The organism is Tessaracoccus zhenghani (assembly GCF_054552775.1).
Window position 1 is genome coordinate 2,366,582 of the sequence record NZ_CM137275.1, and the last position, 25,915, is coordinate 2,392,496.

Annotated in this window: 14 protein-coding genes; 6 read left to right on the plus strand and 8 right to left on the minus strand. The window is 68.0% G+C overall.

The window, feature by feature from the left end:
• Nucleotides 1-3: 3 nt before the first annotated feature.
• Nucleotides 4-1,614, minus strand: coding sequence for an alcohol dehydrogenase catalytic domain-containing protein (locus ACX1DX_RS11215; RefSeq protein WP_459396671.1), 1,611 nt, complete (start codon nt 1,612-1,614; stop codon nt 4-6).
• Nucleotides 1,615-1,698: 84 nt separating this feature from the next.
• Between ACX1DX_RS11215 and ACX1DX_RS11220 the strand changes: the two genes are divergently transcribed.
• Nucleotides 1,699-2,646: a sugar-binding transcriptional regulator gene (locus ACX1DX_RS11220; protein ID WP_459396672.1), complete on the plus strand. Its 948-nt coding sequence runs from the start codon at nt 1,699-1,701 to the stop codon at nt 2,644-2,646.
• 13 nt (nt 2,647-2,659) lie between these two features.
• Here the strand turns inward: ACX1DX_RS11220 and ACX1DX_RS11225 are convergent, their stop codons facing one another.
• Complete coding sequence (locus ACX1DX_RS11225; RefSeq protein ID WP_459396673.1) at nt 2,660-3,220, minus strand: protein-L-isoaspartate O-methyltransferase family protein; 561 nt, start codon at nt 3,218-3,220, stop codon at nt 2,660-2,662.
• Between the two features lie 96 nt (nt 3,221-3,316).
• Nucleotides 3,317-3,757, minus strand: coding sequence for an Hsp20/alpha crystallin family protein (locus ACX1DX_RS11230; protein ID WP_459396674.1), 441 nt, complete (start codon nt 3,755-3,757; stop codon nt 3,317-3,319).
• Between the two features lie 161 nt (nt 3,758-3,918).
• Here ACX1DX_RS11230 and ACX1DX_RS11235 point away from each other — a divergent pair, with 161 nt between their 5' ends.
• From ACX1DX_RS11235 to ACX1DX_RS11245, 3 genes are all read left to right on the plus strand, one after another.
• Nucleotides 3,919-4,668, plus strand: a complete 750-nt coding sequence (locus ACX1DX_RS11235) for a class F sortase (RefSeq protein WP_459396675.1) — start codon at nt 3,919-3,921, stop codon at nt 4,666-4,668.
• Between the two features lie 402 nt (nt 4,669-5,070).
• Nucleotides 5,071-8,805, plus strand: a complete 3,735-nt coding sequence (locus ACX1DX_RS11240; protein ID WP_459396676.1) for a CLIPPER-2 domain-containing protein — start codon at nt 5,071-5,073, stop codon at nt 8,803-8,805.
• 759 nt (nt 8,806-9,564) lie between these two features.
• A complete protein-coding gene (locus ACX1DX_RS11245; RefSeq protein WP_459396677.1) occupies nt 9,565-18,510 on the plus strand; it encodes a CLIPPER-2 domain-containing protein in 8,946 nt (2,981 codons plus the stop codon).
• Between the two features lie 138 nt (nt 18,511-18,648).
• Here the strand turns inward: ACX1DX_RS11245 and ACX1DX_RS11250 are convergent, their stop codons facing one another.
• Together ACX1DX_RS11250 and ACX1DX_RS11255 are read right to left on the minus strand one after the other, a co-directional pair.
• The gene (locus ACX1DX_RS11250) at nt 18,649-18,939 is read right to left on the minus strand and encodes a hypothetical protein (RefSeq protein WP_182767020.1); all 291 of its coding nucleotides are present in this window, start codon (nt 18,937-18,939) and stop codon (nt 18,649-18,651) included.
• 21 nt (nt 18,940-18,960) lie between these two features.
• On the minus strand, nt 18,961-19,458 hold the full coding sequence (locus tag ACX1DX_RS11255) for a hypothetical protein (RefSeq protein WP_459396678.1): 498 nt from the start codon (nt 19,456-19,458) through the stop codon (nt 18,961-18,963).
• A gap of 124 nt (nt 19,459-19,582) precedes the next feature.
• On the opposite strand from ACX1DX_RS11255, the gene ACX1DX_RS11260 reads away from it, so the two are divergent.
• Nucleotides 19,583-20,860 (plus strand): MFS transporter, encoded by a 1,278-nt coding sequence (locus ACX1DX_RS11260; protein ID WP_459398213.1) that lies wholly within the window; start codon nt 19,583-19,585, stop codon nt 20,858-20,860.
• Between the two features lie 39 nt (nt 20,861-20,899).
• Here ACX1DX_RS11260 and ACX1DX_RS11265 read toward each other — a convergent pair whose 3' ends face one another.
• Complete coding sequence (locus tag ACX1DX_RS11265) at nt 20,900-22,678, minus strand: bifunctional metallophosphatase/5'-nucleotidase (RefSeq protein WP_459396679.1); 1,779 nt, start codon at nt 22,676-22,678, stop codon at nt 20,900-20,902.
• A 92-nt stretch (nt 22,679-22,770) separates the two neighbouring features.
• Nucleotides 22,771-23,472, minus strand: a complete 702-nt coding sequence (locus tag ACX1DX_RS11270; protein WP_459396680.1) for an MOSC domain-containing protein — start codon at nt 23,470-23,472, stop codon at nt 22,771-22,773.
• A gap of 216 nt (nt 23,473-23,688) precedes the next feature.
• Between ACX1DX_RS11270 and ACX1DX_RS11275 the strand changes: the two genes are divergently transcribed.
• Nucleotides 23,689-24,171 carry a DUF4395 domain-containing protein gene (locus ACX1DX_RS11275; RefSeq protein WP_076063356.1) on the plus strand — a complete coding sequence of 161 codons (483 nt, stop codon included), beginning with the start codon at nt 23,689-23,691 and terminating at the stop codon, nt 24,169-24,171.
• On the opposite strand, the gene sulP is transcribed toward ACX1DX_RS11275, so the two are convergent.
• Nucleotides 24,172-25,914, minus strand: a complete 1,743-nt coding sequence (gene sulP, locus ACX1DX_RS11280) for a SulP family inorganic anion transporter (protein WP_459396681.1) — start codon at nt 25,912-25,914, stop codon at nt 24,172-24,174. It lies immediately after the preceding gene.
• Nucleotide 25,915: the final 1 nt, after the last annotated feature.

A 25,915-nucleotide genomic window follows, 5' to 3' on the forward strand; every position in this document is an offset into this window, starting at 1 on the left:
CGGCTAGGCGCCGGCCAGCAACGCCTCCTCGGCCTGCTTGGTCCAGACGCCGTTGTTCAGCTTCGCGGCGACATGCGGAAGCTTCTCCGGCATGTCCACCAGACGCGTCAGCTCGAGGTCGTGCAGCATCGGGTACACCATGATCTTGCCGCCGCTGGTGCGGTTCATCACCGAGTCGATCGCGTCCTGGAAACCCTTCATGCCGGTCACGGCGTCCAGGCTGATGTGGGTGTCGATGATGCCTTCCTCGATCTTGCGCAGCACGGTGCGCATGTCCGAGACATCCGAGCCTGAGGTGCCCAGCATGAAGATGCGGCGCTCGACGATGCCCTGGAGGTCGAAGTCGCCCAGGGTGCCGGCGGGGATGCCCGCGAAGGCGTTGAGGATCGCCCCTTCGCCGGCGAGGTCCACGGCCTGGCTGACCAGTGCCGGGACGGGCACCATGCACGCGATGTGCGTGAAACCGTGCTGCAGTTCCTCGTCGCCGGTGTTGACGTAGGTGATCGGCACGCTGCGGCCGGCGGCGATGGGATCGACGGTGCGCGACAGGTGCGTCAGCCGGTCGTCGCTGAGGTCTGTGCCGGTGACGCGGATGCCCTCCACCCCGGAGGTGACGGCGCGGATGGTGTGCATCATGCCCATGGGGCCCGCTGCGCCGATGATGGCGACGTTGTCGCCGGCGCGCAGTTCGCCGTTGGCCGGCACCCAGGCGTAGCCGTCGGCCGGGTCGTCGCCGGTGGTGCCGACGAAGCGGATGAAGTCGTAGTGCACGCGGCCGATGTCGAGGGCCACCTTGCGGCCGATCGTCCCGCCGCCGAGGACCAGGCAGTAGGTGGCGCGCGTGCCGAGCAGCGGCGCCGTGGCCTCGATGACCTCAGGGTCTGAGCCGTAGTAGATGATGTCGTCGAACACCTGGCCCTCGAGTGAGGCGACCTCGCCCGGAGTCACGGAGACGGTCTCGGCCGGGGCGTGCGCCGAGGTGAGCGCGTCCAGCCCGGTGGGCTCGCCGTCGCTCACGACCAGGAGGCGACCACCGTCCTTGAGATGGTCGCGCTCTGCCCACGCGTAGGAGCCTTCGACGGTGGCCCAGGGCTCGATGAGACCCACCGCGGCCGCGGACGGGCCGTCGGAGACGTGGATCAGGAACTCCTCACCGTTGGGCGCCACGACGCAGCGCTCGTCGATCAGGGCGTACTCCTGCAGGGCGCCGTCGAAGTTGTACCCGAAGGCGCCGTTCGACTTGGCGGTGCGCAGGTGCTTCCAGTCGGCCTGCACGAGCACTCGATCGCCCACGGCGAAGTGCGTGACCTGGTCGCCGACCTTGACGATGCGGCCCACGGGCTCGTGCCCCGGGACCACCGGAGCGGCGCCGGGGTGGTACGACGGGATCTCCGGCAGCGCGTCGAGGTCGATGCCCTTGACCACCTCGGCCTTGCGGGGGTGGGAGTCGAAGGCGTGGAGCAGTTTGGTGTCGGAGAAGCAGATGCCGCACGCCTCCACTTGGAGGAGCATCTGATGCGGGCCGACCTCGTCGACGGGCTTCTCGGTGTTCAGCACGATCTCGTCGACGCCGACGAACTGGATGGCATGCTGCAGGGCGGGAATCTGGGTCACGAGGGACACCCTTTCTCTGAGTGCTACGGATCAAATCTAGGCGCGTTGCCGTCCGAAGGAAGGCTGTCCGCGCGAACTGGGCATATGCTCACCAAGGTGCTCACCCCCACGCCGAACGACCTCGACCTCGTCGTGCGTGCCGCCTGGCTCTACTACGAGGACGACCTCACGCAGGCGCAGGTGGCCAAGCGGCTGTTCGTTTCGCGCCAGACCGTCGGCCGGCTGCTCGAAGCGGCCCGCCAGCACGGGATCGTGCGCATCGAGATGGACTCGCAGTACCTCGCCGCCATGCAGCTGGCCACCAGGCTGAAAGAGGCCTCTGGGCTGACCGACGTCATCGTGGTCCCCACCGCTGAGGGCAGGCTCTCGCGCGAGCGCACCAACGAGCGCGTCGCCGCCGCGCTGGCCGCCTACGCCAGGCGACACCTGCACCCCGGCGCCGTCGTCGGCGTCTCCTGGGGTGATTCGGTGGCCCGTGCACTGGTCGAGCTGTCCGAGGAGTCGCTCGACGGTGTGCAGTTCGTCGCCTGCGCCGGTGAGCTGAGCGGGATCGACGACGTGCTCACCCGCTCCCCGGGGGTGCTGCGCCGGCTGCGCACCGTGCCCGCCCCGCTGCTGGTCTCGAGCGCCGAGATGGCCAGCGCGCTGGCCGACGAGCAGGCTGTCCGTGAGGTGTTGGACCTGGCCCGGTCCGCCGTCGTGACGCTGACGGGGATGGGGTCGGCGACGCCCGGCGGCTCGGCTGTCCTGGCCGGCGTGACCACCGACGAGGAGGTGGCAGAGTTCGCCGCGCGTGGAGCGGTGGGCGACATGCTGGGGGAGTGGTACGACGCGGAGGGCCGGGTGGTCGCCACCCCGTGGTCCGAGCGGCGCATCGGGCTGGGGTTGGACGAGTTGCGGGAGATGAGCAACGTCGTCGGGGTCGCCGGCGGTGTGGAGAAGGTGGGCGCCATCCGCGGTGCCATCCATGGCCGGCTCATCACTGCCCTCGTCACCGACGAGCCCACCGCTCAGGCGCTCCTGGCCGGCTGAGTACCCGGGCCGGTTACCGCAACTCGACGAAGCTGAACATCCCGGCGGCGGCGTTTCGCGTCAGCTTCCCGCCGGCGTCCTTCTCCACGATCACGATGCGCTGCGACGCGGGCAGCACCATCCGGCCGCCCGGGGCGAGCTGCGCCTCCAGGTCCTCCGGCACGCTTCCGCCGTCGGCCGACACCAGGATCCGGTCGTAGGGAGCCGATTCGGGCCAGCCCAACACGCCCTCCTCCGCCTCCTCGAACCGCGCCCACGGGAACCGGTTGTCCATGTGCAGGCGACCCATCTGCACCAGCTCAGGCACGATGTCCACGCCGACGACCGACCCGCTCTCACCCACCAGGTAGGCGAGCAGGGCGGTGGTCCAGCCGGAGCCGCTGCCCACGTCGAGCACCTTGTCTCCGGGTTGCGGGTCCAGGTGTTCCAGCATGTAGCGGACCGTCCAGGGTTGCGAGTTGGTCGCGTCGTGACCGATCGCCAGGGCCCTGTCCAGATCAGCGAAGGGCTTGACCTTCGGTGGTAGGAAGTCGGCGCGCGCCACCACGTCGAATGCGTCGTCGAGCTTCGTCATGTCTCCAGTCTGCCCCGTCGCGCTGCGCGGGGGGTGACAAAGACTGGGGCGCCGCACGTGGTGTGCGGCGCCCCGTGGCAACTCCTGCAGGAGGGATCAGCCCTCGCTGCCCTCCTCGACAACTTCCGAGCGGATCTCGCGTTGGCCGCCGGAATGGGCGACGGACACCTTGCGCGGCTTCGACTCCTCAGCCACCGGCAGCACCACGGTGAGGACGCCGTCGGTGTAGTCGGCCTCGATCTTGCCGGCGTCGATGCCGCGCCCCAACATCAACTGGCGGGCGAACGTCCCGGTGGCGCGCTCCCGCGTCAGCCACTGGGTGTCCTCCGCGGCCTTGCTCTGGCGCTCGGCGCGGATGGTGAGCGTGCGGTCGTCGATGTCGATGTCGATGCTCGACGGGTCAACGCCAGGCAGGTCGATCTCGGCCACGAAGTGATCGGCCGAACGATAGACATCCATGTTCATGCCCGGCTGGGAGGTGGAGCGCTGCTCGAACAGGCGCTCCATGTCGCGGAACGGATCAAACGTGCGTGCCATGGTTTCCCTTTCTCTGTGTGCAGCTCGGGGTTGAGCCTCTTGGACTCAAGTTTAATCCGAGACGGCGGCGAGTCAAGCCCGAGTTGAGTGAACCACGCTCAACTTCGTTTTCTGCCGATCGGCCGACTGTCGCCCGTCGGTCGCCGCGTTACGCTGGGTTGGTGACTGGAGCGACGCGCCGCAGGGGGTGGCGGGCAGGCCTGTGGGTGCTGCTGGCCGTGGCACTGACCGTGGGCGGGGGCTACCTGGTCTGGTCAGGGCTCCGGGAGCGTCCACCGGAGGAGACCCCGGAACCCAGTCAGCAGTTCTCCATGAGCGCCGAGGAGGCCATCGCGGCCAGACCGTCGGCTGCCCCCGACGTCGAGCCGCTCGTGATCGAGGAGGAGGCCAAGGAGGAACTCGGGCCCTTCGTGCGCACCGAGCCTGTCGAGGAACCCCCTGCCGACGGCGATGATGGTGGCGGAAGTTTCGTCAGCCGGCTCCAGATTCCCTCGATCTACGTGGACGCCGGCATCGTGAATCAGGGCGTCTCCGCGGACAACGCCATGACGTTGCCGCGCAACCTCTCCAAGGTGGGTCTGCTCAACACCGTCCAGCCGCTGCGGGCCGGCTCCGGATCCACCCTCCTGGCCGGACATGTCGTCTACAACGGGGACCGCGGCGCGCTCTACTACCTGGGTGAGGTCAGGCCGGGCGCCAGCATCAGCACCTGGGACGACCGGGGCCGGCGGCAGGACTGGGTGGTCAGCGGCGTGCACCTGTACCGCCAGACCGAACTCCCGGACGGGCTCTTCGCAACAGACGGCGAACGCCGGCTCCACCTCGTGACGTGCGGTGGGGATTTCATCCGGACGAGCCGCGGCTGGATCTACTCGGACAACATCGTCGTGACTGCCGTCCCGGTGTCGTAGCCAGGCGTAACTCCGTGAAGTAGCGGAAGCGAGCGCGACGTCTGTTTCCGGCCATGGCCCTTCTGTGTCCGCCAAACCCTTGATCAATGCGCTGACCAGCTGCTCAATACTTCGCAGGCACGTAAGGAATTGCCTGAAAGTTCATTACTAAAAGGTGGCGACAAACGCCCCCGGCGTGGCATATGGTGCTGAACAAGGGTTTAAAGGGGGGCACCGTCCATCGTGGGGGACATCTACTGACACAACGGTCATTCCCTGATGTACGACACACGCCTCCCGGGCCGATCCCGGGGCAGCTGCGGCGCCGATTGCCGCGGCCCCCGCAGACCGAAGTGGGGAAGATTGATGTCTGGGCAGTCGCACACATTAGGCCATGTTCCATGGCGAAGCCGCACGTGGAGAGTGGTCTCCACCTGGTCCGCGTTCATCCTCGTACTCCCGCTGATGGGAATGCTCGGAGCGCAGGCCGATACTGACGCAACGGGGGAGGTGACCTCCGCCGTCGCTGCGATGGCCGAGGAATCCCCCACCGTGACCCTGACGGAGGCTGCGCCGGAGGAGACTCCAGCCGCGCCGGAACCGTCAGTGAGTGAAGAGGCGCCGCCGCTCGAAGAGCCAGCGCCACCGCAGGCAGAGGAGCCGGTGCCCGTTGAGGTGGTTGAGGAGACCGCGCCCGAACCAGAGCCGGCTCCCGCACCGGCGCCGGAACCGGTGAGCGAAGAGCCGGCCCCCGTGGTCGAGGAAGCGGCGCCCGTTGAAGAAGCGCCGGCTCCCGCCGAAGAGGCCGCACCGGAAGAGCCCGTGAAGGAAGAGGCGGCCCCGTCGGTCGCCGTTGCTCCTGAGGGCGAGCTTCCCGCGCTCGACGAAACCGCACCGCTCGCCGCCCCGGAAGCCGAGATCGGCGTCCTGGCCACCGACGACTGCAACAGGGACGCTGTGACGCCCATCGATTGGAGCGGTTCGCCGTCGTTCGTCTACGACGCCTGTGGCAACGACACCGACGACGTGTTCGTGCAGGGTTCCCAGGAGCCGGATCCCCCGTCGACCTGGACCCAGGACAACGCCGGTGTGGGTCAGAGCACGGACCTCGTCAGCGCAGCGGTGGACATCGCCTATGTCGACGGTGATCCCATCCTGTACTTCGGATTCAATCGCTACTCGCCCCAGGGCGATGGTGCCTTCTACCTCGAGCTGAACCAGGAGCCGAACATCGTCAACGATCAGGGCGCAGTGGTGCCTGATCGCACGGTGGGCGACCTGCGGTTCGCGTTCACCACGTCCACCGGCGGCGGCTTCTCGAGCGTCACCGTCTACGAGTGGGACGGCGACAGCTGGGTGCAGGTCTCCGTCCCTGATTCGGCCTTCACCTACGAAACCAGTGGCGACACCGCCGAGTTCACGTTCGACCTGACGGCGCTCGTTCCCGACGGCGGCGAGGTCGAGTGTGGCCGCTTGTCGTTCAACTCCCTCTTCCTGCGTTCTACGGCTTCGTCGTCGGCGAACTCCGCGCTGAAGGACTTCCTCACCGGGCCTGTCGATGTCGACGCCTGCCCTGGCCTGGACATCGAGAAGCGTGACATGGACGGCGACCTCGTCGGAGGCGCGACCTTCCGCATCTCGCCTGACCCGCGTGACCGCAGCATCGCCTCGGTGACCGTCACCGACAACGGCGCGGGCGACGACTCCGACACGCTCGGCATCATCCGGTTCGACGAGGCCAAGAACGGCGTGTACACGATCGAAGAGATCACGCCGCCCACCGGCTTCCTGCTGCCCGCCCTGGCGGACCGCACACAGCAGGTCACCGTCGGGTTGACCGACGACGTGAGCGTCGTGTTCGTCGACCCGCAGGTCCCCACCATGACCAAGACCGCCGTCGCCACCTTCCACGAGACCTACGTGTGGGCCATCGAGAAGACCGTCGACGGTGAGACGGAAGTGACCTACCACGTGGGAGGCGAGGCCCCGGTCGTCGCCAACTACGAGGTGGAGGTTTCGCTCGTCGAGGTGCAGCGCTCGGCGTACTCACTGACCGGTGTCATCACCGTCAGCAACCCGGATGTCGAACTGAAGGCATCGTTGACCGACCAGCTGGCTCCGGGGATGGACTGCACCGTCACCGGCGTGGCCGCCGGCACCGGCAATGTCGACCTGCCCATCGGAACCAGCACCTTCAACTACTCGTGCATCAGCAACGGGCAGCTGGGTGACGTTCCGCTGAGCGGCACCAACACCGCCACGCTGAAGGTCAGCAAGGCGGACTGGGCCACCGCGTTCCCGACCGGCGCAGATGATGCCACGGTCACCGCCACGGCCGACTACATGTTCGGCTCGTCGACCAAGACCAACCAGAGCGTGACCGTCACCGACACCTTCAACGGCTCGACCACCACGCTCGGCACCGTCACGGCCAATGACGCCGGCACCGCGGTCACCGCAGTGGGCACCACGGCCACCGCCACGGTGTCCGGGACGACGGCGACGTTCACCTACACCAGGAACCTCGCGCCCAACACCCAGGGCGACGAGTGCGCGGTGTACGACAACACGGCAACCATCACGCAGACCCAGCAGACCTCGGAAACCGAGGCCACGGTCTGTGTGCCGGACATCACGCTGAACAAGACCGCTTCGCCCACCACGTACGACTCGGTCGGCGACGTGATCACCTACACCTTCCTGGCCACCAACACCGGCCAGTCCGTCCTCACGAACGTGACGATCTCTGATCCGCTACCCGGCCTGTCCGCCCTCGTCTGCGTTCCCGCGCAGCCGACGACGCTGGATCCGGGAGAGTCGATGCAGTGCACCGGCACGTACGCGGTGACGCAGGCGGATCTCGACTCGGGCTCGGTCTACAACGTGGCCACCACCACCGGCACCCCGCCGAGCGGCCCGCCGGTGACCGACACCGATGACGAGACGATCACCGGCGACAAGCTCCCGTTGATCGACCTGGTCAAGACGGCGGATGTGGAGAGCTACGACGAGGTGGGCGACGTGATCACCTACACGTTCGTCTCCACCAACACGGGCAACGTGACGCTCACCGATGTGACGATCACGGACCCGCTGCCCGGCCTCTCCGACCTGACGTGTGATCCGGCCCAGCCGGCAACGTTGGCCCCGGGGGAGTCGATGGAATGCACGGCCACCTATGAGGTGACCCAGGCAGACCTCGACAACGGTTCCGTTGACAACACCGCCACCACCGTCGGCACGCCGCCGGAGGGTGAGGATGTCACCGACACCGACGACGAGACGGTTCCGGGTGACCAGAATCCGGCTATCTCGCTCGTGAAGACGGCTGACCGCGAAGAGTACGCCGAAGTTGGCGAGATCATCACCTACACCCTGCTGGCCACCAACACCGGCAACGTCACGCTGACCAACGTGGTCATCGACGACGAAGTGCTCGGCGTCGAAGACGCCTTGTGCGCCGAGTCGTTGGCTCCGGGGGAGGAATGCGTCATCGAGTTGAAGCACGAAGTGACGCAGGCGGATCTCGATGCCGAGTTCATCCACAACATCGCAGTGGTCGAGGGAACGGCGCCGGATGATGAGATCGTGACCGACGAGGACGACGCCCTGGTCGAGGCTCCGGCCCCGTCCGAGCCCGTCCTGACGCCCGGGATCGACCTGGTGAAGCATGCCGACAAGGCTGGCCCCGTCCGCTTCGGCGACCGGATCATGTACAGCTTCACGGTGACCAACACCGGTGAGACGCTGTTGACCGACGTCCGCGTCGATGATCCGAAGCTGAAGGCTGCGGGCATCTCCGTCACCTGCCCGGTGACAGAGCTGGATCCGGGTGAATCCACCACCTGCGCCGCAACTGCGGCCTACGTGGTCACGGCCGCCGACGTGGCGGCGGGCAAGGTTCTCAACCTGGCGACGACGACAGGCCTCACGCCTGACGACAAGCCCGTGACGGATCAGGACGATCACCAGGTGCCGGCAGAGCCCACCCCTGCACCGGCACCGCGCCCCATGGCCCCGGCCCCGAAGCCGATGGTCAGGAGTGGTGATCCCACAGGTACCGGTCCCGATTCCGGGCTGGTGCTCACCGGTGTGGCGCTCCTCGCGCTGGCCGGCGGTGCCGCGGCGATGGCAGGCAAGAAGCGTCGCCGTAGCTGAGGCGTGACCTCCGGACAGGGCCAGTCCCCCGTCCCCGTCCGGAGGGCTGCCGGGTCCGGCCTCGACTGGATCGAACAGGGCCGCCCCTGCGTCAAATGACGCAGGGGCGGTTCACTGACAAAAGTCACGGCGGGAGGCGACAAAAGTAACTTACGTTACGTAAATGCGTTGCTTAATTCGGAGATGCCTGTCGGCTGAACGGATGACAGCATCGTGCAGCTCGAATGCAGTTTCTTTCTCCGATGGCGGGCGCAGGGGTACATTCCGCGCTCAGATGGGAGCGATGGCACCCGAGCAGCGGGGGCTTACGGATCTTGTGAAAGTCCTGAGTGACGGGGAAAAATAGAAACTTCCTTACGTTGCCTCCGAGACAGAAACGCAAAGGTGCCCTACAGTGCCTTCTAAGGGGTAACAAGGGGGGAACCTTTCGACCTCGGGGGACGGTTGTGTGGAACTGGTTGTCGCCAGTTCCGCCGCTGCTTTTCCTCTGGCTTCGAGATGACCTCCCTCGGCCATCCCCGGGGAAGCAGAAGGCGCGCAGAGCCGCTGCTCCCCAGGAGATCCGAAAGAGGAAGTCACATGCCTGGGCAGTCGCACACCACAAGTCATCATTCGTGGCGGAGCCGTACGTGGAGGCTTCTCTCCACCTGGTCCGCATTCATCCTGGTGCTCCCACTGATGGGGGTCCTGGGTGCCCAGGCAGATACCGAGAGCACCCAACCCGAATCGCCGGCGGCAATCGCGCTGGCGGAGGGCTCCGTGACCCTCAGCGAAGTGGCGGCGGAGAGCCCGACAACAGTCCAGGTGACGGCGGAGGAGACACCAGCGTCTTCTTCTGCGCCGGAAGCCGCGACGTCGGAGGAGCCGGCCAGCGCCGAACCGGTCCCCGTCGAGGTGGTCGAGGAGACCACGCCGGAGCCCGTGGTGACGGAGGAGCCTGCCCCGGCCACTGAACCCTCTGCTCCCGCTGCGGAGACGGCCGAGCCCGTGACGCAGAAGCCGGCCCAGACGGCCCCCACGAAGGCCGATCCCACGACGGCGCAGCCCGCGGCCTCCGAGCCCGCGGCGCCCGAGGCCCCCCTCCTGCAGGAGGCGCAGGTGGCGCCTGCAGCCGAGATCGGCGTGCTCGCCACCGCGACCTGCATCCGCGACCGGTTCACGCCCATCGCCTGGTCCGGCACTCCCGAGTACGTCGACGACGCCTGTGGCAGTTCGCCGGACAACATGTTCACCCAGGGCTCCAAGGAGGACGGCGCGCTGAGCAGTTGGCAGCAGGAGTTCGGCGGCACCGGTCAGAGCACCGACCTCGTGAGCGCCGGCGTCGACGTGGCGTACGTCAACGGCGACCCCATCCTCTACTTCGGCTTCAACCGCTTCTCCGGCCAGGGCGACGGCGGCTTCTACCTGGAGCTCAACCAGGCGCCCAACACCGTCAACGGCAACGGTACGCCCATCCCCAACCGCACTGTCGGCGACCTGCGCTTCGCGTTCACCACGTCCACCAACGGAGGCTTCTCCCAGCCCGTCGTCTACGAGTGGAACGGCTCCTCGTGGGTCCAGATCACCGTCCCGAGCAGCGCCTTCACATACAACACCTCGGGCGACACTGCCGAGTTCACCTTCAACCTGAGCGCGCTGGTCCCAGGCGGGGGCGAGGTCGAGTGCGGGCGCCTGGCGTTCAACTCGATGTACCTGCGTTCCACGGCCTCGGCCAGCCTAGGCTCCGCTCTGAAGGACTTCCTGACCGGCGCCATCGACGTCAACCCGTGCCCGAGCTTCCAGATCGAGAAGCGCGACATGGACGGTGACCCCATCGGGGGCGCCACCTTCCGGATCTCGCCGGATCCGCGCAACCGCAGCGTCGCGTCCGTGACCATCACCGACAACGGCGCGGGCGACGACTCCGCCACCGCCGGCATCATCAAGTTCAACGAGGCCAAGAACGGTCAGTACACCGTCGAGGAGATCACGCCGCCCACCGGTTACCTGCTCCCCGCAGCGGCAGACCGCATCAAGACTGCAACGGTCACGCTCAGCGACGGCGCCACCTTGCAGTTCGCAGATCCGCAGGTGCCGACCGTGTCCAAGACCGCCGTCGCCACGTTCACAGAGACCTACGTCTGGGCCATCGAGAAGACCATCGACGGCGTCAAGGAGGTCACCTACCACGTCGACGGCACCGCTCCAGTGGTCGCCGGCTACGACGTCGACGTCTCGCTGGCCGGAGTGCAGCGCTCCAACTACTCGCTGACCGGCGTCATCACCGTCAACAACCCCGATGTCGCCATGAAGGTCGCTCTCACCGATCAGCTGGCCCCGGGGATGGACTGCACCGTCGCCGGCGTGGCCGAAGGCACCGGCAACCTCGACCTGCCCATCGGAACCACCACGTACAACTACACGTGCACCAGTGACGGGCAGCTGGGCGACATCCCGCTCAGCGGCACCAACACCGCCACCCTCAGGGTGAGCAAGGCCAACTGGGCAACCGCCTACCCCACCGGCTCGGATGACGCCACGACCACCGGCACCGCGAACTATGCGTTCTCGGCCGGCGCCCGCGTCAACCAGTCCATCACCGTCACCGACACCTTCGGCGGCACGACCAGCCCTCTCGGCACCGTCTCCGCGGCAGCCGGCGGCGGCTCGATCACCGCCCCGGACGCCACCGTCGATGGCCTGACGGCCACCTTCAGCTACTCCCGCGACCTCGCGGCCGACGCTGAGGCCGACGCGTGCAAGGTGTACACCAACACCGCCACCATCACGGAGACGCAGCAGACGTCCAGCGCGCAGGCCACCCTCTGCGTGCCGGACATCACCCTCACCAAGACGGCGCTGCCTACCACCTACAGAGCTGTCGGTGACGTCATCACCTACACGCTCGTCGCGACCAACACCGGTCAGTCGACCCTCACGGACGTGACGATCGACGACGCCATGCTCGGCCTCGTGGGCGAGCCCTGCGCCGCAACGCTGGCTCCGGGCGCGTCCTGCACGGTGACCGATACACACACCGTCACCCAGCTCGATCTCGACGCGGGCAGCATCTACAACTCCGCGACCACCACCGGCACCGATCCTTCGGACAACCCGGTGTCGGACGATGACGACGAGACGGTGACCGGAGAACGGTTCCCGGCGATCTCGCTCACCAAGGACGCCGACGTGGCGAGCTACGACGCGGTGGGTGATGTGATCACCTACACCTTCGTGGCCACCAACACCGGCAACGTGACCCTCACGAACGTGACGATCTCCGATCCGCTCCCGGGCCTGTCGGACCTCACGTGTACGCCTGCCCAGCCCACCACGTTGGCTCCGCAAGCGTCCCTGACCTGCACGGCCACCTACTCGGTGACCCAGGACGATCTGGACAACGGTTCGGTGGACAACACCGCCACCACCACCGGCACCCCGCCGGTGGGCGACGATGTGACCGACACCGCTGACGAGACCGTCCCGGCCGATGTAACTCCTGCGATCACGCTGGTCAAGTCGGCTGATCCTGCCACCTACGACGCGGTGGGTGACGTGATCACCTACACCTTCGTGGCGACGAACACCGGCAACGTGACGCTCACTGATGTGACGATCACCGATCCGCTGCCGGGCCTTTCGGCGCTGGTCTGCGCCCCGGTCCAGGGTTCCACCCTGGCGCCGGATGCCACCATGACCTGCACTGCGACCTACACCATCGGTCAGAGCGACCTTGACCGTGGTTCCATCTACAACCTCGCCACCACCACCGGCACGCCGCCGGCGGGTGAGGATGTGACGGCCACGGACGACGAGACGGTCACCGGCGACAAGTTCCCGGCCATCTCGCTCACCAAGGACGCCGATGTGGCGAGCTATGACGCGGTGGGTGATGTGATCACCTACACGTTCGTGGCCACCAACACGGGCAACGTGACGCTCACTGATGTGACGATCTCTGATCCGCTCCCGGGCCTGTCGGACCTCACCTGTACGCCTGCCCAGCCCACCACGTTGGCTCCGCAAGCCTCGATGGAGTGCTCGGCCACCTACTCGGTGACCCAGGCGGATCTTGACGCGGGTTCTGTGGACAACACCGCCACCACCGAGGGCACCCCGCCCGCCGGTGAGCCGGTGACCGACACCGACGACGAGACGGTGCCGGCCAGCCAACTGCCCGATATCGACCTGGTCAAGACGGCGAATGTGGCGAGCTATGACGCGGTGGGTGATGTGATCACCTACACGTTCGTGGCTACCAACACGGGCAACGTGACGCTCACTGATGTGACGATCTCTGATCCGCTCCCGGGCCTCTCGGACCTCACCTGTACGCCTGCCCAGCCCACCACGTTGGCTCCGCAAGCCTCGATGGAGTGCTCGGCCACCTACTCGGTGACCCAGGCGGATCTTGACGCGGGTTCCGTGGACAACACCGCCAACACAGTCGGCACGCCGCCGGAGGGTGAGAATGTCACGGACTCGGATGACGAGACGGTGCCGGCGACGCAGTCGCCCGCGATCGACCTCACCAAGGACGCCGACGTGGCGACCTACGACGCGGTCGGTGACGTGATCATCTACACGTTCGTGGCCACCAACACCGGCAACGTGACGCTCACTGACGTGGTCATCACGGATCCGCTCCCGAACCTCTCGGCACTGACCTGTGACCCGGCGCAGCCGGCCACGCTGGCACCCGGGGAATCGACGGAGTGCTCGGCCACCTACACGGTGACCCAGGCCGACCTGGACAATGGTTCGGTCGACAACACCGCCACCACAGTCGGCACGCCGCCGGAGGGTGAGAATGTCACGGACTCGGATGACGAGACGGTGCCGGCGACGCAGTCGCCCGCGATCTCCCTGACCAAGGACGCCGACGTGGCGACCTACGACGCGGTGGGTGACGTGATCACCTACACGTTCGTGGCCACCAACACCGGCAACGTGACGCTGACCAATGTCACCATCGTCGATCCGCTTCCCGGCATGTCTGAGCTCACCTGCGTCCCGGCCCAGCCGACGACGTTGGCTCCGGGTGCCGCCATGGAGTGCTCGTCCACCTACGCGGTGACCCAGGCCGACCTCGACGGCGGTTCGGTCTACAACCTCGCCACCACCACCGGCACGCCGCCGGTCGGCGACGACGTGACCGACACCGACGACGAGACCGTGACCGCGGCCACCGAGCCGGCGATCATGATCGTGAAGACCGCCGACGTGGCCACCTATGACGCGGTGGGTGATGTGATCACCTACACGTTCGAGGTGACCAACACCGGCAACGTGACGCTCGACGACGTGACCGTTTCCGATCCGCTGCCGGGCCTCTCGGCGCTGGTCTGTACTCCGGTCCAGGGCTCGTCCCTCGCGCCGAACGCGACCATGGAATGCAGCGCAACCTATGCAGTGACGCAGGCTGATCTGGACGCCGGTTCTGTGGACAACACGGCCACCACCGTCGGCACGCCGCCGGTGGGCGAGGATGTCACCGATTCCGATGACGAAACGGTGACCGGCACCCAGCGGCCGGCGATCGAGCTCACCAAGGCCGCCGATCTGGCGACCTACGACGCGGTGGGTGACCTGATCACCTACACCTTCGTGGCTACCAACAGCGGCAACGTGACGCTCACGGACGTGGTTATCACGGATCCGCTCCCGGGTCTCTCGGGCCTCACGTGTGATCCCGCGCAGCCCACCACGCTGGCGCCCGGGGCCTCCATCGAGTGCACGGCGACCTACGCGGTGACCCAGGCTGATCTGGACGCCGGTTCTGTGGACAACACCGCCACCGCCACTGGCACCCCGCCGGTGGGTGACGACGTGACCGACTCGGACGACGAGACGGTGCCGGCGACGCAGTCGCCCGCGATCTCGCTGACCAAGGACGCCGATGTGGCGAGCTACGACGCGGTGGGTGATGTGATCACCTACACGTTCGTGGCCACCAACACCGGCAACGTGACGCTCGCCGACGTGGTCATCACGGATCCCTTGGAGGGTCTCTCGGACCTGACGTGTGACCCGGCCCAGCCGACGACGTTGGCTCCGGGTGCCTCGATGGAGTGCTCGGCCACCTACGCGGTGACCCAAGCTGATCTCGATGCGGGTTCTGTGGACAACACCGCCACCACCGTCGGCACGCCGCCGGTCGGCGACGATGTGACGGACACCGATGACGAGACGGTGCCGGCCAGCCAGCTGCCGGACATCGACCTGGTCAAGACGGCGGATGTGGCGACCTACGTCGCCGTGGGTGATGTGATCACCTACACCTTCGTCGCCACCAACACCGGCAACGTGACGCTCACTGATGTGACGATCACCGATCCGCTGCCCGGTCTGTCGGCGCTGGTCTGTGCGCCGGTCCAGGGCTCCACCCTGGCACCGGATGCCACCATGACCTGCACCGCGGCCTACGCGGCGACGCAGGCTGATCTCGACGCCGGCTCGGTCTACAACCTGGCCACCACCGAGGGCACCCCGCCCGCGGGTGAGCCGGTGACGGCCACGGACGATGAGACAGTCACGGCTGCCGTCGAGCCGGCGATCCTGCTGGTCAAGACGGCTGATGTGGCGAGCTACGCCGCGGTGGGTGATGTGATCACCTACACGTTCGTGGCCACCAACACGGGCAACGTGACGCTCACTGACGTGGTCATCACGGATCCGCTCCCGGGTCTCTCGGCACTGACCTGTGATCCCGCGCAGCCGACGACGCTGGCCCCCGGGGCCTCGCTCGAGTGCTCGGCCACCTACACGGTGACCCAGGCTGACCTCGACGCGGGTTCTGTGGACAACACCGCCACCACCGTCGGCACGCCGCCGGAGGGCGAGAATGTCACGGACTCGGATGACGAGACGGTGCCGGCGACGCAGTCGCCTGCGATCGAGCTGACCAAGGACGCCGACGTCGCGACCTACGACGCGGTCGGTGACGTGATCACCTACACGTTCGTGGCCACCAACACCGGCAACGTGACGCTCACCGACGTGGTCATCACGGATCCGCTGCCGAACCTCTCGGCACTGACCTGTGATCCCGCGCAGCCCACCACGCTGGCGCCCGGGGCCTCGATCGAGTGCTCGGCCACCTACGCGGTGACCCAGGCCGATCTCGACGCGGGTTCTGTGGACAACACCGCCACCACCGTCGGTACGCCGCCGGAGGGCGAGAATGTCACCGACACCGACAATGAGACCGTCCCGGCCACCCAGTCGCCGTCGATCGAGCTGACCAAGGACGCCGACGTGGCGACCTACGACGCGGTGGGTGACGTGATCACCTACACGTTCGTGGCCACCAACACCGGCAACGTGACGCTCACCGACGTGGTCATCACGGATCCGCTGCCGAACCTCTCGGCACTGACCTGTGATCCCGCGCAGCCCACCACGCTGGTGCCCGGGGCCTCGATCGAGTGCTCGGCCACCTACACGGTGACCCAGGCTGACCTGGACGCCGGTTCTGTGGACAACACCGCCACCACCGTCGGCACGCCGCCGGAGGGCGAGAATGTCACGGACTCGGATGACGAGACCGTCCCGGCCACCCAGTCGCCGTCGATCGATCTGGTCAAGACGGCTGATGTTGAGAGCTACGACGCGGTGGGTGATGTGATCACCTACACGTTCGTGGCCACCAACACCGGCAACGTGACGCTCACCGACGTGGTCATCACCGATCCGCTGCCGAACCTCTCGGCACTGACCTGTGATCCCGCGCAGCCCACCACGCTGGCGCCCGGGGCCTCGATCGAGTGCTCGGCCAGCTACACGGTGACCCAGGCTGATCTCGACGCGGGTTCTGTCGACAACACCGCCACCACCGTCGGCACCCCGCCGGTGGGCGACGATGTCACCGACACCGACGATGAGACCGTGCCGGCCACCCAGTCGCCCGCGATCTCCATCGTCAAGTCGGCCGACGTGGCCACCTATGACGCGATCGATGACGTGATCACGTACACGTTCCTGGTGACCAACACCGGCAACGTCACCCTGACTGATGTCCAGGTGACGGATCCGCTCGAGGGCCTTTCGGCGCTGGAGTGCACGCCGGTGATGGGTGCCACCCTGGCTCCGCAGGAGACCATGGAGTGCTCTGCCACCTACAGCGTCACCCAGGCTGATCTCGACGTGGGTTCTGTGGACAACACCGCCACCACCGTCGGCACCCCGCCGGCCGGCGACGACGTGACCGACACCGACGATGAGACCGTGCCCGCCACCCAGACGCCCGCCATCCAGATCGTCAAGTCTGCGGACCTGACGAGCTACGATGCGGCCGGCGACGTGGTCACCTACACGCTGACGGTGACCAACACCGGCAACGTGACGCTGTCCGATGTGACCGTGTCCGACGAGATGCTCGCCGTGGATGCCGCGGCCTGTGCGGCGACCCTGGTTCCGGGAGCAAGCTGTGAACTCAGCTTCGAGTACACCGTGACCCAGGCCGACGTGGATGCGGGCAGCATCTACAACCTGGCGTCGACCACGGGTACGCCTCCCGGCGAGAACCCGCCGGTCACCGATGAGGATGACGAGACCGTGCCCGGGGACCAGTTCCCGGCCATCGAGATCGTCAAGACCGCTGACGTCGAGTCGGTGGACGCTGTCGGTGACGTGGTCACCTACACGCTGACGGTGACCAACACCGGCAACGTGACGCTGACCGACGTGGTCATCTCCGACGAGATGCTGGACATCGAGAACGCGCTCTGCGCCGAATCCCTGGCCCCTGCCGAGCAGTGCTCGGTGGAGCTGGAGCACACGGTGACGCAGGCCGACCTCGACGCCGGCGAGATCGTCAACGTCGCGACGACGACAGGTACGCCTCCTGGCGACAACCCGCCGCCCACCGACGAGGACGACGAGACCGTCGTGGTTGACCAGCTGCCGGCGATCTCGCTCGACAAGTCGGCGGACAAGGTGCAGTACGTGGTCGTGGGTGAGGTCATCACCTACAACCTCCTCGCCACCAACACCGGCAACGTCACGTTGACCGACGTGGTGATCAGCGACGAGATGTTCGACCTGACAGACGTGCTGTGTGCCGAGTCGCTGGCCCCGGGGGAACAGTGCCTGATCGAGCTCAAGCACACCGTCAGCCAGGGCGACATCGATGCGCGGTTCGTGCACAACATCGCGGTCGTCGAGGGCACCGCCCCCAACGGTGACATCGTCACCGACGAGGACGACGTCCTGGTCGAGTCTCCCGAGGTTCTCCCCGGCAGCGGCGACATCGAGATCATCAAGAGCGCCAACGTTGCCGGGCCGGTGCGGCTCGGGGACAAGATCGTCTACAGCTTCAAGGTGACCAACACCGGAGATACGACGCTGACCGACGTCAGTGTCGATGATCCGAAGCTGAAGGCGGCGGGCATCTCGGTGACCTGCCCGGTGACCGAGCTCGCGGCCGGCCAGTCGACCACTTGCACCGCTTCGGCGGCCTACGTGGTCACCGCGGCAGACGTGGCGGCGGGCAAGGTGCTCAACGTCGCGACCGTCACGGCGATCCCGCCGGACGGCAAGCCTGTCACTGACCAGAGCGACCACCAGGTGCCGGCGCGCCCCGCTCCGGCCCCGAAGCCGATCGTCAAGAGTGGCGACCCGACGGGCATGGGGACCGATACCGGCCTCATCCTGACCGGTGTCGCGCTGCTCCTGATGGCCGGTGGAGCTACCGCGATGGCGACGAGGAGCCGTCGGCGTAGCTGAGTTGTGAGTCTCCGGGGCGGGTATCGTCCCCCCATCCCGCCCCGGAGGCCCGCCTGGTTCGCTCACCACGGATCAGAAGGACCGCCCCCGCGCATGATGGCGCGGGGGCGGTTCTGTTGACGGGTCGAATCCGGTGGGTCAGGTGTCGAGGTGCGTCATCGACACGTTGGTCAGGCGCACCTGGGGCATCGTCTCCGCGCCCCGGCGCAACAACTCGGCGACTGCCATCGACGCCACCACATTGGGCGACTGGGCCAACAGGGCGTCGAGATCCGCCCCGGGCGTCTGCTCCCCCTGGTAGCCGATGTCCTCGCCGCGCATCGTGGCGGCGTCCACGCGGTCAGCCAGGTGTTGCCTACCGATCGCCTTCGCGCCCTCCGGGTCCACCACGTCGATGGTGAACTCGAGCCGCATGTGGTGCTTCGTCATGGCGTCCCTCCGGTGCCCGGCTCAGCCGAGCGCGCCGGCCGGCGCCGAGCGTGCGTTGAGGACGCAGCGGCTGGCGGCGTCGGGGATCTCGGTCTCAAGCGTGAAGTCGAGGGTCTCCCCGGCAGGAACAGCCCCTTCCTGGAACACCTTGACCGACAGCGAGCTGCCGCTGCCATCCTTGCCGAGCCAGATGACGGCCACGACGAGGTCTCGGGCTTCGTCGGCGGTGTTGGTGACGGTACCGGAGGCCTTCACGGGGCCGGCCTCGAGGCCGCATTCCTCAAGCTTGACGTCGGAGGCGATGCCCGCCTCCTCGGCGCCGAGTGCTGGGATCTCCTCGCGCTCACCGTGCGCAATGGGCGAGGGTTCCACCGCGGGGGTGGAGCTCTCCATGGGTTCTGCCGACGGCGACTGGCTGTCTGAAGTGACCGCCGTCGTGCTGGTCGCCGACGAATCGGGCGTCGGGCCCTCTTCTGCGGCGCCGGTGCAGCCGGTGAGGATCACACCGGAAAGTGCCACGGCAGCGAGTGTTCTGCGGAAATCCATGTCAGTAGCCCCATCTCATCTTGGTTCCGTTTCGGAATCAGACTACTGCACCTTGTACCCTCGCCGTCGTGGAGAGAACGGTGGCCGTACGGTGAGCATGGTGGCAGGGTTGCGCCGCCTGTTCGCGGACACCAGACCCTTGCGGACACCGGATTTCCGGCGGTTGTGGACGGCGAACATCGTGACCGTCATCGGCGCCCAGCTCACCGTCGTGGCGGTCCCCGCGCAGATCTACTCGATCACCGGATCCTCCGGCATGGTGGGGCTCACGGGCCTGTTCGGGCTCGTGCCGCTGGTGGTGTTCGGGCTCTGGGGTGGTGCCCTGGCGGATCACCTGGACCGGCGGCTCCTGCTGGAGGTCACCACGCTGGGCATGGTCGTCACCTCGGCGCTGTTCTGGCTCCAGGCCTTCCTCGGCGTGGGCAACGTCTGGTTGCTGCTGGTGCTGTTCGCCGTGCAACAGGCGTTCTTCGCGATCAACCAGCCCACCCGCACGGCGATCCTCCCGAAGCTCCTGTCCGAGGACCAGCTACCCGCCGCCAACGCGCTCAACATGACGGTGATGTCGGCCGGCGCGATCGCGGGGCCGCTCGTGGGCGGGGCCCTCATCCCGGTGCTGGGCTACTCCTGGCTGTACTTCGCGGACACCCTCACGCTCTTCGCGACGCTCTATGCGGTGTGGAAGTTGCCCCCGCTGCCCGTCGACAACACCCAGGGCGCCCCCGGGCTGCGCTCCGTCTGGGAGGGCCTGGCCTACCTCACCTGCCACAAGATCCTGTTGCTGAGTTTCCTGGTGGACCTCATCGCGATGGTGTTCGGCATGCCGCGCGCGCTGTTCCCGGAGATCGCGCACGTGGCGTTCGGGGGCCCAACCGAGGGCGGGACGGAGTTCGCGCTGCTGTTCGCCGCCATCCCCGCCGGTGCTGTGCTCGGCGGGGTGTTCGGCGGATGGGTGTCGCGCGTCCAGCGCCAGGGCGCCGCGGTGCTGTGGGCGGTGGCAGTGTGGGGAGTCGCGATGACCGTTGCCGGGTTGGCGGTGGGGCTGGCGCCGTGGGCACCGAAGGCGATGCTGGCCTTCATGTTGGGGGCCCTCGTCGTCGGGGGCGCGGCCGACATGGCCTCGGCCGCCTTCCGGCAGACCATCCTCCTCGCGGCCACGGACGACGCCCGCCGCGGGCGGCTCCAGGGTGTCTTCATCGTGGTGGTGGCCGGTGGGCCCCGCATCGCCGACGTGGTGCACGGCGGCGCCGCGGAGGCCGTCGGCCCGGCCTGGGCCACGAGCGGCGGTGGGCTTCTGGTGCTGGTCGGCCTCGCCGTCGCCGCGCTGCTGTTCCCGGCCTTCCGGCGCTACCGCGCAGGAACGACGACGGGGTGAGACCGGCCACCTCGGCCGGCCCCACCCCGCGGGTCATGCTCAGACGGGGGCGCCGTCGATCACGAGGCGCCAGTTGTCCTGGAAGAACTGGCTCTGGTCGATGACCTGGTTGGCCACCGCCCAGTCGATCAGCAGTTGACGGATCTCCTGCATCTCGTTGTAGACGACCGGGGCCGAAGCGATGTGCGGGAAGTTGCCGCCGCCGCTCCGGCGGTAGTTGTTCACCGCGACGACGAACTGCTGGTCGTCGGCGACGGACACGCCGTCGAGGGTGACGTCCGAGATGCGCGATCCCACCGGCTGGGTGAGGTCGATCTCGTAGTCGACGCCCGAGAGGATGTCGTAGTTGTAGTCCCACACCTGCTGGCCGTCGTGGACGACGGAGGTGTGGAGTTCGGGATCGAACGTGGCGCCAGAGGGCAGCTGCGCGAAGTACTTGGCGGAGAACTCCAGGTAGTCACGGATCTCGGCGCCGGTCATCACGACGGCCTCCAGCGTGTTGTCGTAGATGTAGAGGCCGGCCATGTCGCGGATGGTGACGTCACCTTCAGGGAACACCGCGGTGCGGCTGAACGGGGCCGCGATGCTCAGCACGGGAAGGTCGCCGTGCTCGGTGCCGGCCAGCGCCTGCTGCACGGTCTGCGTCTGCACCATCTGGATGTAGTCGATGATCGCGGTGTCGCGGTAGCGGCTCTCGGTGGCGGGCAGCTCGGCCAGCGAGGTGGCGATCGTGGTGTTCACGTAGTCGACGGTGGTGGTGTGGGCGTCCTCGAGTTCGGCGAGGAATTCCTCGTCCGGGGCGAAGTCGCGGGAGTAGATGGGAGCCGCGTCGGCAGAGACGACGGTCCACTGACCGCGGACCTTCTGCAGGTCGAAGGTCAGGTCGCTGACGCCGGAGGCCCACCAGCGAGGCTGGGTGAGCAGCACGTCGCGGCCGGTGACCTCGTTGGTGATGCGCTGGACCGGGGCGTCGCGGTGCGTGTGCCCGAGCACCATGGCGTCGATGCCCGGCACCTCGCGGGCGATGTCGGCGGCCGGGTTCTCGTCGCCCAGGCCGGTGGCCTCGGTGTCGTAGCTGGACAGCCCGACGCCGGCGTGGCTGAGCACCACGACGATGTCGGCGCCGGCCTCGCGGACCTTCGGCACCCAGTGCTGCGCGGCGTCCACCATGTCGGTGATGCGCACCTCGCCCTCGAGGATGGCCTTGTCCCAGATCATCGAGCCGGGAGTGGTCAGGCCGAGGAAGCCGATGGTGACGGGCTTGTTGTCGCTCACCTTGCGCGTGACCAGCTCGAACGGCTGGTAGGCGGGCTCGCCGGTCTCGGCGTCGACGACGTTGGCGCCCAGCACCGGGTGGGCCGCCTCGTCGATGTAGGCGTCCAGCAGGTCGAGGCCGTAGTTGAACTCGTGGTTGCCCAGGTTTTGCGCGTCGTAGCCGATGTGATTGAACGCCTCCGCCATGGGGTGCGTGTCGCCCGTGACGGTGATGGGCTCCTGCTTGGCGTAGTACGTGGTCAGGGGGGTGCCCTGGAGGAAGTCTCCGTTGTCGACGACGAACACGGAGTCCGCACCGCGCTCCTCGCGCACAGACTCCACGATGCTCGAGACCTGCGCGAGGCCGATCTCGTGGCCCGCCCGCTCGATGTAGGGCTGGTTCGAGAAGTAGTTCCAGTTCTGCACGTTGCCGTGCACGTCCGAGGTGGCGAGGACGGTGACCTGGGTGGTCTGCTCGCTGCGCGGATTGGGTGCGGCCGTGGCGGGCGTCACGAGCGTGACGCCGAGCGCGACGGCGGCCGCGAGCGCGATGGGAGTGCGCATGCTTCTCCTTGTGAGACAGGGGTTGGGACCCTCGCAGCGTAAGCTCGCCCAGGCTCACTTCCCGGCCTCGTCAGCGGGAATTCATCCACCCTTCACGCCCTCGTTCCCTGGGTGCGGGCGGTGTCGTCCTCCGGGTGCCCGGCGAGCCTCTTCTCCAGCCGCTCGCGCCACCGTGGGGGCAGCAGTTCGGAGCGCAGGAGGCGGCGGGCGCCGTCGAGATCCTTCTTGTCGCGGTTCATGACGCGGGCCACCTCGGCGACGGTGGGCTCCGCGGGGCGTTCCAGGAGTTCGACGGCATCGCCGGCAGCCACGATCCCGGGCTCCAAGACCCGGATGTACCACCCGGACCAGCCGGTTTCCTGCACCTGCAGCACGAGGTCCTTGACGCCCCAGCGTTGCGCCAGCTTCCAGCAGGGGGAGCGCGGCTGGCTCACCTGCACGACGGCGCCGCCGAGGCGCCACGTCTCGCCCAGCACGACGGTGGTCTCGTCGGGGCCTGCGCCGCTGAGGTCGCCGAGGGTGACGTTCTCGAAGAAGCCGCCGTCGGGCAGGGTGAGGCCCTGTTCGGCGGCCCACCGGGGATAGTGGTGGCCGGCGTAGAGGAGCGCGGCCTTCTCCGGGCCGCCGTGCACCGCGGTGTCCGCCTGCTCGTCGCCGTCGAAGCCCAGCGGGCCGAGGTGGACCGGGCCGTCGGCCTGGCGCTTCACGGCGCCGCTGCGCACCTCGCGGCCGTCCCAGACGTGGGTCTGCGCGCGGCCCACCCGCACGGCGTTGACTCGGGCGAGGAGATCCATGCCCTCACGATAGGCGCGCCGTAGCCCTTCGGGTCATGTTGGCTGCAGACGATCGACGCTTCCTGGGCCGCGCCGTCGAACTGGCGGAGGCCGCGCTCGTGCGGGCGCTGCACCGGCGCCGGGTGCGTTCCTGAGTTTTATTCCGCGGGCAGGGGTTTTCCGCCCTCAGCAGACGGGCTAGGACAGGCGCGGTCCGTCCGCTTAGGCTCCACGTCCATGAGCATCATCGGATTCCCTGACCCGGTCAATGAGAAGGCGGCGCGCGTCGTCGCCGCCGGTGTCTGTGCGTCGGCCGTGCTGGTGCTCGCCACCGGTTGGCAGTGGCTCGTCCCGTTCATGGCCGTGGGCTTCCTGCTCCGCGTGCTGTCCGGTCCGCGCTTCAGCCCCCTCGGGCTCCTCGCCACCAAGGTGGTCGCGCCGAGGCTGGGGGAGCCGGTGCTGGTGTCTGGGCCGCCGAAGCGCTTCGCGCAGGGCATCGGGCTGGCCGTCACCACCGTCGCCTCCCTGCTCGGCCCCGCGCTCGGATTGGCGCCGGCCGCGTCGGTGCTCATCGGGGTGCTGGTGCTGTTCGCCTTCCTGGAATCCGTCCTCGGCTTCTGCGCCGGCTGCTGGCTGTACGGCCAGCTGATCCGGGCCGGCGTGGTGCGCCAGGACAGCTGCACGAGTTGCGCCGACATCTGGGCGCCGCGTCAGGCCTGATCACACGGGCGCCGCCGGGGGAAGCCCCTCGGGCGCGGCCCCGAAAGTCGCCTGGTACCACCGCACATAGGCCTGCACCGCCGTCGGGAGCGTGGCGAAGATGCGGTCGTCGCCCACCCTGTCGATGAAGCCTGTGCGCTCCAGCTGATCCCGCGTCTCCTGCTTCACGCGCGCCATCGCGAACGAGATGCCCCGGGCCTCGAGGTTCTCGCGGAGGAGCTCGAGGGTGTCGACGGCGGTGAGATCCCATTCGGTGTTGGCCTCCGCGTTGAGCAGGAACCAGTTCACCGGCTGTTCCGCCGTCTCGACCGCGTTCTCCGCGCGGGCGAGGAAATTGTCGGCGTTGGCGAAGAACAGCGGCGAGTCGTAGCGGTAGACCACCAGGCCGGGCACCTGCCGGGTGTCGGGGTAGTCGTCCACGTCGTGCATCCCGGGCAGCTTGGGCACGTAGCCCAGCACGCCGTCGTGGGGACGCGAGATGCGGCGGATCAGGTCGAGGATCGACAGCCCGATGGCGATGCCGATGCCGATCAGGATGCCGGTGACCAGCACGGCCGCGATCGTGACCAGCATCAGGATGAGCTCGCTGGTGCGGAAGCGGGCGATGCGACGCATCTCCGGGAGGTCGACGAGGCGGGTGGCGGCGTACATGACCAGCGCGCCCAGCCCCGCCGTCGGGAAGGAGGCGAGCACCGAGCCGGCGAACAGCAGCACCGCCACCACGCTGGCGAGCGCGACGAGCGAGTGGAGTTGGGTGCGCGAGCCGGCGGAGTCGCCGAGGACCGTGCGCGAGTTGCTCGACGAGACGGGGAAGCCCTGGAGGAATCCGGTCAGCACGTTGGCGGTGCCGAGGGCGAGGAGTTCCTGGGAGGCGTCGACGCGCTCCCGGCGCTTCACCGCGAAGGCCCGGGCGGTGAGCACGTTGTCGGTGTAGCCCACCACGGCGATGCCCAGAGCGAAGGGGAAGAGCGCCCAGACGGAGAGGTCGCCGAGCGCGGGCACCCGGGGAGCGGGCAGGCCGCTGGGGACCGGGCCGATGGTCTCGAGGCCGAAGCGCTGCAGGTTGAAGAACGCGACGGCGGCCGCGCCGAGGAGCAGCGCGATGAGGGGGCCGGGGGCGGTGGGGAAGAACCTGCGGGCGAGGAACAGCAGCACGAGCAGGACGAGGGCCAGGGCCGCCGTCGGGAGATGGGCCTGCGGCAGTTGGGTGAGGAAGGACCAGGCCTCGTCGACGGGCCGCTCGCCGGAGACGTCCAGCTTGGTGACCTTGCCGAGTTGGCTGAGGATCATCAACACGCCGATGCCGGCCATGTAGCCCACCAGAACCGGCCGGGAGAGGAGGTCGGCGAGGAAGCCCAGCCTCAGCAGCCAGCCCGCGAGGCAGACCAGACCGACCGCGATGGCGAGGATCGCGGCCACGTCCGCGTGCCGTTCAGGGCCCACGGCACCCACGAGGGCGGCGATCCCGGCGGCCGTCATCAACGCCGTCGACGCCTCCGGGCCGATGGACAGCTGGCGGGAGGTGCCGAGGGCGGCGTAGACCGCCAGCGGGATGAGGATCGCCCAGAGCCCCGCGACGGTGGGCAGTCCCACGATGGCTGCGTAGGCCATCACCTGGGGGACGAGGTAGGCGGCCACTGTGATGCCGGCGACGAGGTCGCCTCTCAGCCACCGCCGCTCGTAGCGGCGCAGCACCGCGACACCGGGGAGGAACCTCTCGCAGCCACGCCGCGTGTCGCCCATG